The sequence below is a fragment of the Paracoccus ferrooxidans genome (genome assembly GCF_029909815.1).
Classification (GTDB): Bacteria; Pseudomonadota; Alphaproteobacteria; order Rhodobacterales; family Rhodobacteraceae; genus Paracoccus; species Paracoccus versutus.
On sequence record NZ_CP038198.1, the window covers coordinates 1,128,696 to 1,142,899 of the forward strand.

At 67.0% G+C, this 14,204-nt stretch carries 18 protein-coding genes; 8 read left to right on the forward strand and 10 right to left on the reverse strand.

Annotation, left to right across the window (positions count from 1 at the left end; genetic code table 11):
* The first annotated feature begins 15 nt into the window (after nucleotides 1–15).
* Both E3U26_RS05660 and E3U26_RS05665 read left to right on the forward strand, forming a co-directional pair.
* Nucleotides 16–717: a glutathione S-transferase family protein gene (locus E3U26_RS05660; RefSeq protein WP_499105693.1), complete on the forward strand. Its 702-nt coding sequence runs from the start codon at nucleotides 16–18 to the stop codon at nucleotides 715–717.
* A gap of 71 nt (nucleotides 718–788) precedes the next feature.
* Nucleotides 789–992: a hypothetical protein gene (locus E3U26_RS05665; protein ID WP_499105694.1), complete on the forward strand. Its 204-nt coding sequence runs from the start codon at nucleotides 789–791 to the stop codon at nucleotides 990–992.
* Between the two features lie 23 nt (nucleotides 993–1,015).
* On the opposite strand, the gene E3U26_RS05670 is transcribed toward E3U26_RS05665, so the two are convergent.
* Nucleotides 1,016–2,169 (reverse strand): IS3-like element ISPfe1 family transposase gene (locus E3U26_RS05670; RefSeq protein WP_114537220.1). Its coding sequence is split into 2 segments (ribosomal slippage): nucleotides 1,016–1,923 and nucleotides 1,923–2,169, totalling 1,155 coding nucleotides; the frame shifts between segments, so codons are not numbered across the junction.
* Between the two features lie 84 nt (nucleotides 2,170–2,253).
* On the opposite strand from E3U26_RS05670, the gene E3U26_RS05675 reads away from it, so the two are divergent.
* Entirely contained in the window at nucleotides 2,254–2,643 is a 390-nt protein-coding gene (locus tag E3U26_RS05675; RefSeq protein ID WP_499105695.1) for a hypothetical protein, read from the forward strand.
* 46 nt (nucleotides 2,644–2,689) lie between these two features.
* On the opposite strand, the gene pheT is transcribed toward E3U26_RS05675, so the two are convergent.
* Nucleotides 2,690–5,077: a phenylalanine--tRNA ligase subunit beta gene (gene pheT / locus E3U26_RS05680; RefSeq protein ID WP_499105696.1), complete on the reverse strand. Its 2,388-nt coding sequence runs from the start codon at nucleotides 5,075–5,077 to the stop codon at nucleotides 2,690–2,692.
* A 195-nt stretch (nucleotides 5,078–5,272) separates the two neighbouring features.
* On the opposite strand from pheT, the gene E3U26_RS05685 reads away from it, so the two are divergent.
* A complete protein-coding gene (locus E3U26_RS05685) occupies nucleotides 5,273–5,584 on the forward strand; it encodes a TM2 domain-containing protein (RefSeq protein WP_499105697.1) in 312 nt (103 codons plus the stop codon).
* A 53-nt stretch (nucleotides 5,585–5,637) separates the two neighbouring features.
* Here the strand turns inward: E3U26_RS05685 and E3U26_RS05690 are convergent, their stop codons facing one another.
* From E3U26_RS05690 to pyk, 8 genes are all read right to left on the reverse strand, one after another.
* Complete coding sequence (locus E3U26_RS05690) at nucleotides 5,638–6,216, reverse strand: hypothetical protein (RefSeq protein ID WP_499105698.1); 579 nt, start codon at nucleotides 6,214–6,216, stop codon at nucleotides 5,638–5,640.
* The gene (pheS, locus tag E3U26_RS05695) at nucleotides 6,213–7,304 is read right to left on the reverse strand and encodes a phenylalanine--tRNA ligase subunit alpha (protein ID WP_114536473.1); all 1,092 of its coding nucleotides are present in this window, start codon (nucleotides 7,302–7,304) and stop codon (nucleotides 6,213–6,215) included. The genes E3U26_RS05690 and pheS overlap by 4 nt, the downstream gene beginning before the upstream one ends.
* 62 nt (nucleotides 7,305–7,366) lie before the next feature.
* Nucleotides 7,367–7,711: an arsenate reductase family protein gene (locus E3U26_RS05700; protein WP_499105699.1), complete on the reverse strand. Its 345-nt coding sequence runs from the start codon at nucleotides 7,709–7,711 to the stop codon at nucleotides 7,367–7,369.
* Between the two features lie 31 nt (nucleotides 7,712–7,742).
* Entirely contained in the window at nucleotides 7,743–9,104 is a 1,362-nt protein-coding gene (locus E3U26_RS05705; protein WP_243783863.1) for a cytochrome P450, read from the reverse strand.
* A 199-nt stretch (nucleotides 9,105–9,303) separates the two neighbouring features.
* Nucleotides 9,304–9,663: a 50S ribosomal protein L20 gene (gene rplT / locus E3U26_RS05710; RefSeq protein ID WP_011748559.1), complete on the reverse strand. Its 360-nt coding sequence runs from the start codon at nucleotides 9,661–9,663 to the stop codon at nucleotides 9,304–9,306.
* Between the two features lie 12 nt (nucleotides 9,664–9,675).
* Nucleotides 9,676–9,876 (reverse strand): 50S ribosomal protein L35, encoded by a 201-nt coding sequence (gene rpmI / locus E3U26_RS05715; RefSeq protein WP_017998717.1) that lies wholly within the window; start codon nucleotides 9,874–9,876, stop codon nucleotides 9,676–9,678.
* A gap of 106 nt (nucleotides 9,877–9,982) precedes the next feature.
* The gene (locus E3U26_RS05720; RefSeq protein ID WP_499105700.1) at nucleotides 9,983–10,495 is read right to left on the reverse strand and encodes a hypothetical protein; all 513 of its coding nucleotides are present in this window, start codon (nucleotides 10,493–10,495) and stop codon (nucleotides 9,983–9,985) included.
* A 40-nt stretch (nucleotides 10,496–10,535) separates the two neighbouring features.
* Nucleotides 10,536–11,981 carry a pyruvate kinase gene (pyk, locus tag E3U26_RS05725; protein ID WP_036752328.1) on the reverse strand — a complete coding sequence of 482 codons (1,446 nt, stop codon included), beginning with the start codon at nucleotides 11,979–11,981 and terminating at the stop codon, nucleotides 10,536–10,538.
* Between the two features lie 120 nt (nucleotides 11,982–12,101).
* Here pyk and E3U26_RS05730 point away from each other — a divergent pair, with 120 nt between their 5' ends.
* The 4 genes from E3U26_RS05730 to E3U26_RS05745 all read left to right on the forward strand — a co-directional run bounded on the left by E3U26_RS05730 (nucleotide 12,102) and on the right by E3U26_RS05745 (nucleotide 14,195).
* The gene (locus tag E3U26_RS05730) at nucleotides 12,102–12,842 is read left to right on the forward strand and encodes an N-formylglutamate amidohydrolase (RefSeq protein WP_243783865.1); all 741 of its coding nucleotides are present in this window, start codon (nucleotides 12,102–12,104) and stop codon (nucleotides 12,840–12,842) included.
* Between the two features lie 227 nt (nucleotides 12,843–13,069).
* A complete protein-coding gene (locus E3U26_RS05735; RefSeq protein ID WP_499105701.1) occupies nucleotides 13,070–13,402 on the forward strand; it encodes a hypothetical protein in 333 nt (110 codons plus the stop codon).
* Complete coding sequence (locus E3U26_RS05740) at nucleotides 13,399–13,932, forward strand: head-tail connector protein (RefSeq protein ID WP_499105702.1); 534 nt, start codon at nucleotides 13,399–13,401, stop codon at nucleotides 13,930–13,932. The genes E3U26_RS05735 and E3U26_RS05740 overlap by 4 nt, the downstream gene beginning before the upstream one ends.
* Nucleotides 13,929–14,195 carry a hypothetical protein gene (locus E3U26_RS05745; protein ID WP_011748912.1) on the forward strand — a complete coding sequence of 89 codons (267 nt, stop codon included), beginning with the start codon at nucleotides 13,929–13,931 and terminating at the stop codon, nucleotides 14,193–14,195. Before E3U26_RS05740 ends, E3U26_RS05745 begins: the two co-directional genes overlap by 4 nt.
* The last annotated feature ends 9 nt before the right edge of the window (nucleotides 14,196–14,204 follow it).

A 14,204-nucleotide genomic window follows, 5' to 3' on the forward strand; every position in this document is an offset into this window, starting at 1 on the left:
TCGACAGGAAACGACATGACGGCACTTTCCGAATTTCCGATCACCCGCCGCTGGCCGCCCCGGCGTCCCGACGTGATCCAGCTTTACACGCTGAACACCCCGAACGGCATCAAGACCTCGGTCATGCTGGAGGAATGCGGGCTGGACTATGACGCCCACCGCATCAGCATCGGCGACCCCGAGGACCAGTTCACCCCGGAATTCCTGTCGCTGAACCCCAACAACAAGATCCCGGCGATGATCGACCCGAACGGGCCGGACGGCCAGCCCATCGGGTTGTTCGAAACCGGCGCCATGCTGATCTATCTGGGCGACAAGACCGGAAAATTCCTGCCCGCCTCGGGGGTTGCGCGCTATCACACGATCCAGTGGCTGATGTGGCAGATGGGCGGGGTCGGGCCGATGTTCGGCCAGGTCGGCTATTTCCACCGCTACAAGGGCAGCGAGATCGAGGATCCCCGCCCGCGCACCCGCTATTACAACGAGGCGCGGCGGTTGCTGGGCGTGCTGGACAAGCAGCTTCAGGGGCGGGACTGGATCACCGGCGAATATTCCATCGCCGACATGGCCACCGGCCCCTGGCTGCGCACGGTGCGCGTGAACTACGAGGCCGAGGCCGAAACCGGCATGGACGGGTTCGCCAATGTGCGGGCCTATCTGGACCGCTTCCTTGCCCGCCCCGCCGTGCAGCGCGGCATCGAGGTCGGCGCCGCCTGACCGCATCGCGGCAGGGCTTGCATCAGATGCGCAATTCATGGACCGTCCGGGAAACTTTCCCGGATGGTTGCATGCCTTTTATCGAGTATAACGGAAAACGTATCCTTTTCATCCACATCCCCAAGACCGGCGGCACGTCGATCGAGAACTGGATGCAGGGCGTCGCGCCGCTGCGCCTGTTCAGCCAGGGCATTCCCGCGGCGATGAAATGCACGCCGCAGCACCTGCGCATGCAGGACATCCGCGCGCTTCTGGGCGAGGGGTATTTCGACTGACCTGCCCCCCGGTCGTCCCTCGTTCATAACGAGAGTCCTTGGGGTTGATATTGGTTGGTTTCGGGTGTGGCAAGCGCGCCGGGCGCGGAGCCCTCAGATTGCTCAAGCGCTCGGCGCGCGTCGGACGGGGTCTTGTTGCCCAGCGAGGAATGGGGCCTGACGTTGTTGTAGTCGTAGCGCCAGAGGGCCAGTTTGCGGCGGGCATCAGCCAGGCTGTCGAAGATTTCCTCGTTCAGGCATTCGTCGCGCAGGCTGCCGTTGAAGCTTTCGATGTAGCCATTCTGCTGCGGCTTGCCCGGGTCGATGTAGTGCCATTCGACGCCGTTCGCGTTGGCCCATTTCAGGATGGCCTTGCTGGTGAACTCGGTTCCGTTGTCGCTGACGATGCAAGCGGGCTTGCCGTAAATCCTGACCAGCGCATCCAGTTCCCGTGCCACCCGAGCCCCAGAGATGCTCGTGTCAGCGATCAACGCCAGGTTCTCGCGGCAGCAATCGTCGTTCACAGCCAGAATGCGGAACTTGCGGCAGGCCCCGAACGTGTCGGACAGGAAGTCTAACGACCACCGCTGGTTTGGCCTCAACGGCGCTGGTATTGGCGTCCGGCTACCTCGTGCCCTCTTGCGGCCACGCCTGCGGCGCACCGACAGGCCCTCTTCCCGGTAGATGCGATAGAGCTTCTTCTCGTTCATGATCATGCCCTTGCGCTCCAGCAGGATGCCCACGCGCCGGTAGCCGAACCGCCGGCGCTTCTCGGCAATCTTGTGCATCTCCTCACGGATTTCCGGGTTGTCGGGTGGCCTGTCACGCCGCACCGTCTTCGGATCGACACCGATCAGGACACAGGCCCGACGCTGAGAGATCGGATGATCCTTCATCGCCCGCAGCACCGCGTCCCGCCGTTGCACCGGTGTCGTCAGGGCTTTCCCAAGAGATCCTTCAGAACCACGTTGTCCAGCATGGCATCGGCCAGAAGGCGCTTCAGCTTCGCGTTCTCGTCCTCGAGCTGCTTCAGCCGCTTGGCGTCCGACAGGTCCATCCCGCCATACTTCGCCTTGAGCTTGTAGAACGTCGCGGGGCTCAACCCGTGCTTCCGGCAAAGCTCGGAAGTCGGCAAACCCGCCTCCTGCTCCTTGATCATCCCGATAATCTGCGCCTCGGTGAACCGGCTTTTCCTCATGTCGTCTGCTCCTTCTCAGGTTGGGCAGACTCTACATCACAGCGAGGGAACTTCCGGGGGGCAGGTCACGACCATGCGCTGACGGTGGTGCGCAACCCCTACGACCGGGTCGCCAGCGAATACCGGATGCGGGCGCATCTGGCGAAGGAGAACTTCTTCAAGGGGTTGCCCGTCTTCTCGCTCTGGCTCGAGGACTGGCTGAACCGCCAGAAGCGCGAACCCTTCTGCCTGGACAACCACCTGCGCCCGCAATGGGAGTTCCTGGGCAGCGAGATCGAGACCTTTCGCTTCGAGGACGGCTTGCAGGCCCCGGTTGCCCGCATGGCGGAATGGCTGGGCGTCGCCCCGCCCGAAAGCCTGCCCCACGACCTGCGCCCCGACCCGCTGGAGATCGCCTGGGACCAGGTGGACCGGATCCGGGTGCGCGACCATTACGCCCGTGATTTCGAGACGCTGGGCTATTTCACCGACTGAACCGGGGCATCAGGCCGGGGCGCGGACCCCGGCCCCATGGCCCGCCCTAGCTGCGCAGCACGCCGCCGGTGGCCTTGCCGACCTTTTCGACGATCTTGGCGCTGACCGCCTCGATCTCGGCATCGGTCAGGGTCTTTTCCCGCGGCTGCAGCCGCGCGGTGATGGCGATGGACTTCTTGCCGCCTTCCAGCCCGGTAAACTGGTCAAAGACCGTCACCCGCTCGATCAGCGCCTTGTCCGCGCCCGCCGCGGCATTGACCAGCGCCAGCGCCTCGACGCCGCCATCCACCACGAAGGCGAAGTCGCGCTCGACCGCCTGCAAGTCCGACAGCACCAGCGCCGGGCGCGAAGGCGTCCTGACCTTGGGCAGCGGCACGGCGGCGATGCGCAGGGTAAAGCCGACCGCCGCGCCCTTGATGCCGAAATGGCGCAGCACGCGGGGGTGGATCTCGCCGAAGGTGGCCAGCGTATTCGGCCCCAGCGCGATGTTCCCCGCCCGGCCGGGATGCCACCAGCCGTCCAGCTTGCGGTTGATCTGGGCTTTCGCGGGGGCGCCAATGGCCTGCAACACCGCCTCGGCATCGGCCCTGGCGTCGTAGATGTCCACCTTGCGCCGCGAGGCATAGGGGTCGCGCGCCGCGTTCGCCCCGACCAGGATGCCCGACAGGTGCAGATCCTGCTCGCCCGGCTCGCCGCCCGAAAAGACCGGGCCGCATTCGAACAGCGCCAGGTCGGCAAAGCCGCGCGCCTGGTTGCGCGCCGCCGCCGCCAGCAGGCCCGGCAGCAGATCGGGGCGCATATGCGTCATCTCGCTGCTGATCGGGTTCTCGATCCTGACCGCGTCGGAACCCCCGCCGAACAGCGCCGCGGCCTTATGGTCGATGAAGCTGTAGGTCACGCATTCGTTGTAGCCCAGCGCGGCCGCCATGCGCCGCGCCGCCTGTTCGCGGCGCTGCAAGGGGGTCAGCACCGGCTGCGGCACGCCCGCCTGCGGGCGCGGCAGCGGCTGGCCCTGCAGCTTGGTCAGGCTGGCGATGCGCGCCACCTCCTCGACCAGGTCGGCGCTGCCCTGCACGTCGGGGCGCCAGCTGGGCACGAATGCCCGATCGCCCACCAGCCGGAAACCCAGCGCGGTCAGCGTCGCGCGCTGCTCGGTCTCGGGGATGTCCATGCCGACCAGGCTGCTGACCCGCGCCGGCTCCAGAAGGTAGCTGCGGGTGGTGTCGGGAACCGCGCCCGCCGTCACCACCTCGGAAGCCTCGCCGCCGCACAGCTCCAGGATCATCTGCGTCGCCAGTTCCAGCCCCGGCCGGGTAAAGGCCGGGTCCGCGCCGCGTTCGAAGCGATAGCGGGCATCGGAGCTGATCTTCAGCGCCCGGCCCGCCGTGGCGATGGCGATGGGATCCCAATAGGCGCTTTCCAGGAAGACGTTCACCGTTTCCTCGGAACAGCCGGTCTCCTCGCCGCCCATGATGCCGGCGATGCTTTCCGGGCCGGCCTGGTCGGCGATGATCATGGTGCCGGGGGCGAAGGCATAGGTCTTGCCGTCCAGCGCCAGCAATTCCTCGCCCTCGGCCGAGGCGCGCACGGTCAGGTCGCCCCGCACCTTGTCGGCGTCGAAGACATGCAGCGGCCGGTTCAGGTCGAAGGTGAAGAAATTGGTGATGTCCACCAGCGTATTGATCGGCCGCAGCCCGATGGCGGTCAGCCGCTTTTGCAGCCAGTCCGGCGACGGCCCGTTCCTGACCCCGCGGATCAGCCGGCCGCTGAAGAACGGCGCCTTTTCTGCCATCTCGGGCGCGATCGTAACCTTGATGGGCGAGGCGAAGCTGCCCGGCACGGTCACGTCCCTGACCGGCTTCAGCCGGCCCAGCCCGCGCGCGGCAAGGTCGCGGGCGATGCCATGGACGCCCAGCGCGTCAGGGCGGTTCGGGGTGATCTTGATCTCGATCACTGGATCGACCGCCTCGGGACGGTTCGCGGCCAGCCAGTCGACGAACCTGTCGCCCACCTCGCCCGAGGGCAGTTCGATGATGCCGTCATGCTCCTCCGACAGCTCCAGCTCGCGTTCCGAGGCCATCATGCCATGGCTCTCGACGCCGCGGATCTTGCCGACGCCCAGGGTCACGTCGATGCCGGGGACGTAGTCGCCGGGCTTGGCCAGCACCACGGTAATGCCGGCGCGGGCGTTGGGGGCGCCGCAGACGATCTGCTTCTCGCCCTCGTCGGTCATGACGCGGCAGACCCGCAGCCGGTCGGCATCGGGATGCTGCTCGGCATGCAGAACCTTGGCCAGGGTAAAGGCCCCCAGCTTCGCCGCCGGATCGGCCACGCCCTCGACCTCGAGGCCAAGGTCGGTCAGCGCCTCGGTGATCTCATCGAGGCTGGCAGTGGTGTCGAGATGCTCCTTGAGCCAGGAGAGGGTGAATTTCATGAGCGCGGCTCCGTCACGTTTGCGCGTCCCTTAGCGCATGGCGCGGCGGATTGGTAGGGTGGTGCCACCCGGATGCGAAGGCCCGGCACCCGGCGGGGCTCGCCGCGAGATGGGCAAGCATCCCGCGCATCGGCCCGCCCTTGTTGCGACGCCCATCCGGCCTATATGTGAATTGCATTAACATGGACGGAGCCGATGGACACGCAAAGGGAACTGCTGATCGAACAGAGGGTCGCGAATGACGCGAAATCGCCGCTGGTGGCTTACCTGCTGGCGATCCTGCTTTGGGGTTTCGGCGCGCATCGCATGTATCTGGAGCGCTGGGCCAGCGGCGTCGTCATGCTGCTGCTCTGGGGTCTTGGCTGGCTGTTGACGCCGGTGCTGATCGGCTGGCCGCTGGTCGGGCTGGTGTGTTTGTGGGCGCTGATCGACCTGTTCCTGATCCCCGGCATGATCCAGGACGACAAGGACGAAATGCGGTGGCGGTTGGGGTCGGGCTGGCGATAAAGGCTGCGGATCGAGGCGGCATGGCTTTCCGGCATGCCGACTATGCCAGCGGATCACTTCAGGAGTTCGATTTCCTTGTGAGTTATCCATGCGACGACCATCGCGGCCGTCCCGGCAAAAATCGACATGATCGAAATCACGCCGAAGAATACGATAAGTCCGTTCTTCACCGGGCCGCGCTTCTGGCCGAATAGCTGGACGGTCCCAGCCGGAACCAGGGAACCATTTGCCCAGACACCGGCGATGTCCGCTTTCTTCACCCCTGTCACCAGGATGCCGAATACATGATGCGCCGGTATGTTCGGCACTTGAAAGAAAGACCCGTTTTTCTCCCAGGCGATCGTGACGATCGGATCCCGATAGATATTTGCGACAGGCTTGCGAAAGTTCAGGCTGACATCCTGTAAGAGATCACTCCCCGAATTTTCCAGAAGGAAATAGACGCCCCCGCCGCAATACTCCAGGTTGGAACAGTTGGTCTCACCAGAACGGTCATCGGCCTGCCAGACCAAAGCAGCCGGCGCATGATACAGTTGGCCGAGATACTTTACGACAAGTTCCAAGCCCGCGGTGATCGGATAGCCGATGAAGGCACCCGCGATGGCAGCCACCACGTGACTGCGAAAGCTCACCGCGACAGCCCACCGCTCACGCTCGGCACATCCCCCGCCGCGAACCCGTAATGCCGCAGCCAGCGCAGATCGCTTTCAAAGAAGGCCCGCAAGTCGGGAATCCCGTATTTCAGCATGGCGATGCGGTCGATGCCCATGCCGAAGGCGAAGCCCTGCCATTCCTCGGGGTCGATGCCGCCGGCCGCCAGCACCTTGGGATGCACCATGCCCGAGCCCAGGATCTCGAGCCAGCTTTCCCCCTGGCCGATGGTCAGCTTGCCGCCTTCCCAGGAACAGCGGATGTCCACCTCGGCCGAAGGCTCGGTAAAGGGGAAATGCGAGGCGCGGAAGCGCAGCTCGACCTCGTCCACCTCGAAGAAGGCGCGGCAGAACTCCTCCAGCGTCCATTTCAGGTTCGCCATCGAGATGTCCTTGCCCAGCGCCAGCCCCTCGACCTGGTGGAACATCGGCGTATGGGTCTGGTCCATGTCCATGCGATAGACGCGGCCGGGGCAGATCACCCGGATCGGCGCGCCCGTCGCCTGCATGGCGCGGATCTGCACCGGCGAGGTATGGGTGCGCAGCACATGCGGCGGGCGCGGGTCGTCGGCAGAGCGCGCCATGAAGAAAGTGTCATGCTCCTGCCGGGCGGGATGCTCGGGCGGGATGTTCAGCGCGTCGAAGTTGAACCAGTCGCTTTCGATCTGCGGCCCCTCGGCCACGCGGAAGCCCATGTCGGCAAAGATCGCCGTGACCTCCTCGGTCACCTGGCTGATCGGGTGGATGGTGCCCTGCGGACGCGGCCGTCCGGGCAGGGTCACGTCCAGCCATTCCTGCTTCAGCCGCGCATCCAGCGCCGCATCCTCCAGCCCCTGCTTGCGGGCGCGCAGAGCGGCGTCGATCTCGTCCTTCAGGCGGTTCAGGGCGGCGCCGGTGGTCTGGCGCTCCTCGGGCGTCATCCGGCCCAGCTCCTTCATCATGCCGCTGATCTCGCCCTTCTTGCCAAGGGCGGCCAGACGCACCTGCTCCAGCGCGTCGCTGTCGGCGGCGGTCGAGATGCGGTCGAGATAGGACTGGCGAAGGGTGGTCAGGTCGGACTGGTCGGACATGGGCAGGCTTTCCTTGCGGTTTGCCCGCGCCGATTAGCACGCGGACGCCGCAGGGAAAAGCCTCAGCGGGCGAAGGTTTCCGCCACCCGCTCGGCCGGGCGGCACAGCCGCACCCCGCCGGGGCCGCAGACGAAGGGACGCTCGACCAGCAGCGGGTTATCGACCATGGCGGCCAGGATATCGGCGTCGCCGGCGTCCAGCAGGCCGCGGGCCTGGGCATCGGTGCCCTTGACGCGCAAGGCCTGGCGCGGCGTCACGTCGGCAGCGGCGAACAGGCCCAGAAGCTGGCCGCGGCTCCAGCCCGCGCGGGCATAGTCGACGATCTCGGGCTCATGCCCGGCGTCGCGGATCATCTGCAGGACCTTGCGCGAGGTCGAGCAGGTCGGCTTGTGATAGATGGTGATCATGGCGCGACTTTGGCCCGGCCCGCGCGGGCTTTCAAGAGCGTTCCGCGACCTGCAGCCAAAGCCCGCCATGCGGCCGCAGGGTCAGGATCATGCGCGGCTGCGGCTGGCGCTCGGTCAGCGCAAAGCGGAAGCGGGCGACCAGCGTGGCCAGGATGATCACCGCCTCCTGCATGGCGAAGCTGGCGCCGATGCAGATCCGGGGGCCGGCGCCGAAGGGCAGGAAGGCATAGCGGTCGCGGGTCACGCCGGGGGCGAAGCGCTCGGGGTCGAAACGGTCGGGATCATCCCAAAGCAGGCGGTGGCGATGCAGCGCATAGATCGGCAGCATGACCGTGTCGCCCCGCCGCACCTCGCGCCCGCCCAGGACGTCGGCCGTGCGCGCGGTGCGCGACAGGAAGGCGGCGGGAGGATAAAGCCGCAGCGCCTCCTCGACCACCTGGCGGATATAGGTCAGGCGCGGCAGGTCGGCGGCGGTCGCGGCGCGACCGCCCAGCACCGCGACCGCCTCGATGGCGGCGCGGTGCTGGACATCGGCGTCGAAGGCCAGCAGGTAAAGCGCCCAGGCAAGGGCCAGCGCCGTGGTCTCATGCCCCGCGACGATGAAGGTCAGCAGGTTGTCGCGCAGCTCGGGCGTGCTCATGCGGCGCCGGGTCTCGGGGTCCACCCCTGCCCGCAACAGGTCCAGCAGGTCCGGCACCGGATGCGGGCCGGACCGGGCGCGCAGCCGGATCGCCTGGTCGGCCAGGCGCTTCATCCGCCGCAGGTCATTGCCCGAGAACAACCGCCCCGGTCGCGGAATCCAGCCGGGCAGGCCCAGAACGTCGAATACCGAAACCCGGGCCGCGCCGGCAATATAGGCGTCGATCGCCCGATGCACCGCGTCGCGGTCAAACCCCTCGTCGCCGGAAAAGGTCACGTCCGAGATCACCTCGAAGGTCGCGGCGGCGGTCTCGGAAAAGATCTCGACCCGCCCCGACGCCGCCCCCAGCCGGCGCACGCAGGCCTCGGCGGCGGCGGTCATCACCGGGGCCAGCGCCTCGACATGGCGCTGGGAAAAGGCGGGTGCCGCGGCCAGGCGCTGCCAGCGCCAATGCGCGCCCTCGGCCACGAACAGCGAATTGCCGATGGCGGGCTCCAGGATCAGCCGGGTGACCAGCGATTTCGGATAATCCTCGACCCGGTCCTTCAGCACGCGGCGCAGCGCCTCGGGGTCCATGACCATGTGCCAGCGCGCGCCCGTCCGCCCGGAAACCATGGGCTGGCGGGTGGCGATCTCGGGGATCAGCTCCAGCACGTTGCGCCGCGCGGCCAGGGCGCTGGCGATCACCCCGATCGGCTTGCGCTGCAAGGACACGCGAACGGGATAGCGCGGGGAAGACAGATCCGGGGACATCAGCGCCGGCCTCCGCCGAAAAGGTCACGACCCCCGGCTTCTTTCGTGCCCAAATATCCTGGGGGAACGCCGGGCCGGCCCCATCGAGGGGCCGGCCCGGCGTGGGGGCAAAGCCCCCCTCGCCCCCCATGGTCCGGCCATGAAAAAACCCGCGCCGGAAGCAGCGCGGGTTTCATCCGTTTCATCCTCTCGCCCCGACTCAGGCGGCGGCTTTCGCCTGCGCGACGACGGCCGCAAAGGCCTCGGGCTCGTGGACGGCCAGGTCGGCCAGGACCTTGCGGTCCACCTCGATGCCCGCTTTCGCCAGCGCGGCGATGAAGCGCGAATAGGTCATCTCGGCATCGACGGCGCGGACGGCGGCGTTGATGCGCTGGATCCACAGCGCGCGGAAGTTGCGCTTGCGGGTCTTGCGGTCGCGGGTCGCATACTGGTTGGCCTTGTCCACGGCCTGGGTCGCGGTGCGGAAGTTCCGCGAACGGTTGCCGTAATAGCCTTTCGCCGCGTCCAGAACCTTCTTGTGGCGGGCGTGGGTGATCTTACCCGATTTGACTCGTGCCATGTCCGGTTCTCCTTAGCGGTTGTAGGGCATGTATTTCTTGACGATCTTCGCGTCCGCATCGGACAGGATCATGGTCCCGGTCACATCGCGGATGAATTTCGTCGAGCGCTTGATCATGCCGTGGCGCTTGCCGGCCGGGCCGGCCTTGACCTTGCCCGAGGCCGTCATCGAGAACCGCTTCTTGGCGGCCGCTTTCGTCTTCATCTTCGGCATTTTACTCTCCTTGCGGTCAGAGTGAACGCGCGACTCGGCAATGCCATCGGCCGGCCGCGTGGGTGGAAGCGTGCCCTATAAGCGGGCACGCGCGGATTGGCAAGGGCTATTGGCCCTGGGCCGGAGCCTGCGCCTCGCCCTCGCCCGCATCCGGGGCGACCGCATCGGCGGCGGGGGCTTCAGCAGCAGGCTCTTCGGCAGCAGGCTCTGCGGTGGCGGGTTCTTCCGCCGCGGGGGCCGCGGCCTCGGGCGCATCCGCTTCGGGCGCTTCGACCGCAGGGGGTTCGGCAGCGGGGGCCTCGACCGCCGGGGTCGCGGGCGCATCGGTGGCCGGGGTTTCCGCCGGCGCCGCCTCGGCCGGGGCCTCGGGCGCGGGAGCGGTCACCGGATCGGTGCCCGTCGTCACCTGCCCGTTCACCAGCCGCTGCCAGCTTTCCTGCAGGGACTGCACGCCGAAGGGCCGCTGGTCCAGCCACCCCCCGGCCAGAAGCATCGCAAGGCCCAGCACCAGCAGGATGGCGGCACCGCGTGGGGCCTGCGTGCGGGCCACCGACACGATGGCCATGAGGACCGAAAGAACGCAAAGCGCCACGCCGGCCAGCAGCAGGATGTCGATCATCGGATTACCTTTCCGTTGCGGATCTCTTTGAACCCGCGCCTTATTCTGGATCGGTACGATAGATCAAGCGCTCGTCGCATGGCGCGATGCGCAGGATGTTGGTGGTGCCGGGCACGTTGAAGGGCACGCCGGCCATGACGACGATCTGGTTCGTCTCGTCGGCAAAGCCGAAATCCCGCGCCGCCTTGGCCGCATTGACCACCGCCTGCTTGAAGCGCTCGAGCGAGGGGGTCTGCACGCAATGCGTGCCCCAGGTCAGGCACAGCCGGCGCAGCGTGTCCTGTTCCGAGGACATGGCGACGATCGGCACCCGCGGCCGCTCGCGCGCAGTCAGGCTGGCGGTGGTGCCCGACTGGGTGAAGGCGCAGATGCAGGAAATGTCGGTGGTCTCGGCGATCTCGCGCGCCGCGGCGACGATGGCATCGGCCACGGTCTGGCGCTTGGCGCTGCGCGAGCTTTCGATGATGTCGCGATAGGTCGGATCGCTTTCGACCGAGCGGGCGACGTTGTCCATGGTCGCGACCGCCTCGACCGGATAGGCGCCGGCGGCGCTTTCGGCCGAGAGCATCACCGCATCGGCGCCCTCGTAGATGGCGGTGGCCACGTCCGAGACCTCGGCGCGGGTCGGCATCGGGCTTTCGATCATCGATTCCAGCATCTGCGTGGCGACGATCACCGGCTTTGCCGCCGAGCGGCAGGCGCGCACCAGCCGCTTCTGGATCGGCGGCACGGAATGGACCGGCAGTTCGACCCCCAGGTCGCCCCGCGCCACCATGATCCCGTCCGAGACCTTGAGGATCTCGGAAAACGCGCGCACGGCGGCGGGCTTTTCGATCTTGGACAGGATGGCGGCGCGGCCCTTGGTCAACTCGCGCGCCTCGATCACGTCCTCGGGGCGCTGCACGAAGCTCAGCGCCAGCCAGTCCACGCCCATCGCGCAGGCGAATTCCAGGTCGTCGCGGTCCTTGTCCGACAGCGCCGCCAGCGGCAGCACCACGTCGGGCACGTTCACGCCCTTGCGGTTCGAGATCGCGCCCCCCGCCGTCACCGTGCAATCGGCGAAATCGGCGCCGCAGGCCTCGACCCGCAGGCGGATCTTGCCGTCGTTGACCAGAAGCTCGGCGCCGGGCTCCAGCGCGGCAAAGATCTCGGGATGCGGCAATTGGACGCGGCTGGCATCGCCCGGCGCGGGGTCCAGGTCAAAACGGAAGGCCTGCCCGTCGGCCAGGTCGTGCGGGCCGTCGGCGAAGGTGCCGACGCGCAGCTTGGGCCCTTGCAGGTCGGCCAGCACGGCGATGGGGCGGCCTGATTCGGCCTCGACCCGGCGGATGATGTCATAGCGGGCGCGCTGTTCCTCATGCGTGCCGTGGCTCATGTTCAGGCGAAACACGTCCGCGCCGGCCTCGAAAAGGGCTCGGATGGTGGCGAAATCGCTGGATGCGGGGCCCAGGGTTGCCACGATCTTGACCTTGCGATGCCGTCTCATCCGTCTCTCCGTGCATGTTTGCGCTATCGTCGCCGCTGTTATGGCCTATCGGAGCGCTTGCGGCAACTGGTGCTTGGTCCGGCGATTGCCTAAACCTTGCAGCGGAAAGGCGACGGACGGATGACGGCACAGCCCTATTCAACGATCGGAGAGGACCGGCCCTCGCGCTGGCTCATCACCTGCGACCATGCGACGAACCGCGTGCCGGGCTGGATCGGCGGCGGCGAGCTGGGCATCGCGCCCGAGGACATGGCGCGCCACATCGCCTATGACGTGGGCGCGGCGGGGCTGACGCGCGCGCTGGCCGAGCGGCTGGACGCGCCGGCGATCCTGTCGGATTTCTCGCGGCTGGTGATCGACCCGAACCGGGGCGAGGACGACCCGACGCTGGTGATGCGCATCTATGACGGCACGGTGATTCCCGCCAACCGCCATATCGACCCGGCCGAGCGCGAAAGGCGGCTCGAGCGGCTCTACCGCCCCTATCACGAGGCCTATGCCCGGCTGGCGGCGATGCATCCGCGCCGGGCGATCTGCGCGATCCACAGCTTTACCCGGCAATTGCGCGGCCGGCCGCGCCGGCCTTGGGCGGTGGGGGTACTTTATTCGCATCGCGACAAGCGGCTCGGCCCGGCGCTGGTGCGCGAATGCCGCGACCTGGGCTGGATCACCGGCGAGAACGAGCCCTATTCCGGCCATCTCGACGGCGATTCCATCGACCGCCATGCGCTGGCGCATGGCCGCCCGAACGTGCTGATCGAGGTCAGGAACGACCTGATCGCCGATGCGGCGGGCCAGCAGCTTTGGGCCGGGCGCCTGTCCGATGTGCTGGCAGGCTTCCTGGACCGGCGCGGCGTCTGAAACGGCTGGGCGCAGGCGGGGGATGACGGGCGGCCGCCCTGTCGATGGACAGGGCGATTTCAGGACGAAGGGAAAAGGGGGGTGGTAGGCCCGGAGGGCTGCCCCCCGCTGAACCTTCTCAATGCCTTGCCGCAGTGAACTGCAGAAATGCTGGCGTTGAAAAGAATAGCGAAAATCGGTCTTTGGCGAACCTGGCCGCGCCTAAGCTCAACACGCCCGGCACTTGCTTGCCATTCCGCCCCATCGGCGATGCGGCAGCAGAAGTGTTCCTCGACTGGATCGAGGAAAATGCCGGCCGCGAGGCCAACGCCCGCCAGCTTGTCGATGCCGTGCTGAATTGCGGCAAGGACAGCCTGCGTTTCCTCGAAATCATCCATGCGCAGATGACCGGCGGCCATCCGATCCCGAACCCCTACCGACTGATGCCCGAGGCGCGGGAATGGGCCAGCTGGGCCAGCACGGCCGAGAACAAGGCCTATGCGCTGGCCTGCTATGAGGCGCTGCCCCCGGCCGATCAGGCCGCTTTCCTGCTTCACGTCAGCAGGCAGGAGGCAGCATGAGCGTCGAACGCATCCCCATGACCGGCCAGGACGCATGGTTGACCCTGACGGACACCAAACGGTGGGCGCGGGTCGATCATGAGGAAGAGGATCCCGATTTCGCCCGCATGATCGACGCGGTGGCCCGCGAGGCCGAGGATTACGCCCAGATCGCGCTCCTGGATCAGACCATCCGCATCCTGCTGCCGGGCTGGCCTCGAGGCCATGTGCGCCTGCCCATCGTGCCGATCCTCGACCGCAGCAGCATCAACGTCACCATCAATACCCAGCCTTGGGCGGATGTGCTTCTGGGCGGCGGGTCGCGGCCGCTGCTGATGATCTGCGGCAACCCGCCGCCCGGCGTGGTGGTGATCGAGTATCGGGCCGGGTTCGGCGCGCTGCCCGAGAATATCCCTGCCGATATTCGCCAGGCGATGACGGATCAGGTCGCGGTCTATTACGATGTGCGCGGCAATGCCAATGTGAAGGAAGTAACCCTTTCAGCGCATTTTGCCCGTATCCTCGGCCGCTATCGCGGGGTGCAGCTATGAGGGCCGAGGAAGCCTATACAGGCCACCCCGATGTTGACCGCCTGCTGTTTAGCTGGGGCCGCGTCATCGCCAATGCCAGGGGCTGGGAACGGGGCTTTGCCTTGTCCATCCAGCGCGACCGCAAGCGGCCGGGCTGGCGCCCCTCTCACAAGCAATTCGCCGTCATGGAGCGGCTGGTCGCGGCCACGCAACAGGATCGCGGTCCGGTCGGTGCATGTGACGATCTGCCGGACGATGTGATGCTGATCGACCGCGACGACTGACAGACATGA

Bases quoted from the DNA above. Each gene is read 5' to 3' on its own strand.
- E3U26_RS05730 (WP_243783865.1), top strand. From the start codon at position 12,102: ATGACGGCACAGCCCTATTCAACGATCGGAGAGGACCGGCCCTCGCGC.
- E3U26_RS05745 (WP_011748912.1), top strand. From the start codon at position 13,929: ATGAGGGCCGAGGAAGCCTATACAGGCCACCCCGATGTTGACCGCCTG.
- E3U26_RS05720 (WP_499105700.1), bottom strand. From the start codon at position 10,495: ATGATCGACATCCTGCTGCTGGCCGGCGTGGCGCTTTGCGTTCTTTCG.
- pyk (WP_036752328.1), bottom strand. From the start codon at position 11,981: ATGAGACGGCATCGCAAGGTCAAGATCGTGGCAACCCTGGGCCCCGCA.
- E3U26_RS05660 (WP_499105693.1), top strand. From the start codon at position 16: ATGACGGCACTTTCCGAATTTCCGATCACCCGCCGCTGGCCGCCCCGG.
- E3U26_RS05685 (WP_499105697.1), top strand. From the start codon at position 5,273: ATGGACACGCAAAGGGAACTGCTGATCGAACAGAGGGTCGCGAATGAC.
- pheS (WP_114536473.1), bottom strand. From the start codon at position 7,304: ATGTCCGACCAGTCCGACCTGACCACCCTTCGCCAGTCCTATCTCGAC.
- E3U26_RS05700 (WP_499105699.1), bottom strand. From the start codon at position 7,711: ATGATCACCATCTATCACAAGCCGACCTGCTCGACCTCGCGCAAGGTC.
- rpmI (WP_017998717.1), bottom strand. From the start codon at position 9,876: ATGCCGAAGATGAAGACGAAAGCGGCCGCCAAGAAGCGGTTCTCGATG.
- E3U26_RS05665 (WP_499105694.1), top strand. From the start codon at position 789: ATGCCTTTTATCGAGTATAACGGAAAACGTATCCTTTTCATCCACATC.
- E3U26_RS05740 (WP_499105702.1), top strand. From the start codon at position 13,399: ATGAGCGTCGAACGCATCCCCATGACCGGCCAGGACGCATGGTTGACC.
- rplT (WP_011748559.1), bottom strand. From the start codon at position 9,663: ATGGCACGAGTCAAATCGGGTAAGATCACCCACGCCCGCCACAAGAAG.
- E3U26_RS05705 (WP_243783863.1), bottom strand. From the start codon at position 9,104: ATGTCCCCGGATCTGTCTTCCCCGCGCTATCCCGTTCGCGTGTCCTTG.
- pheT (WP_499105696.1), bottom strand. From the start codon at position 5,077: ATGAAATTCACCCTCTCCTGGCTCAAGGAGCATCTCGACACCACTGCC.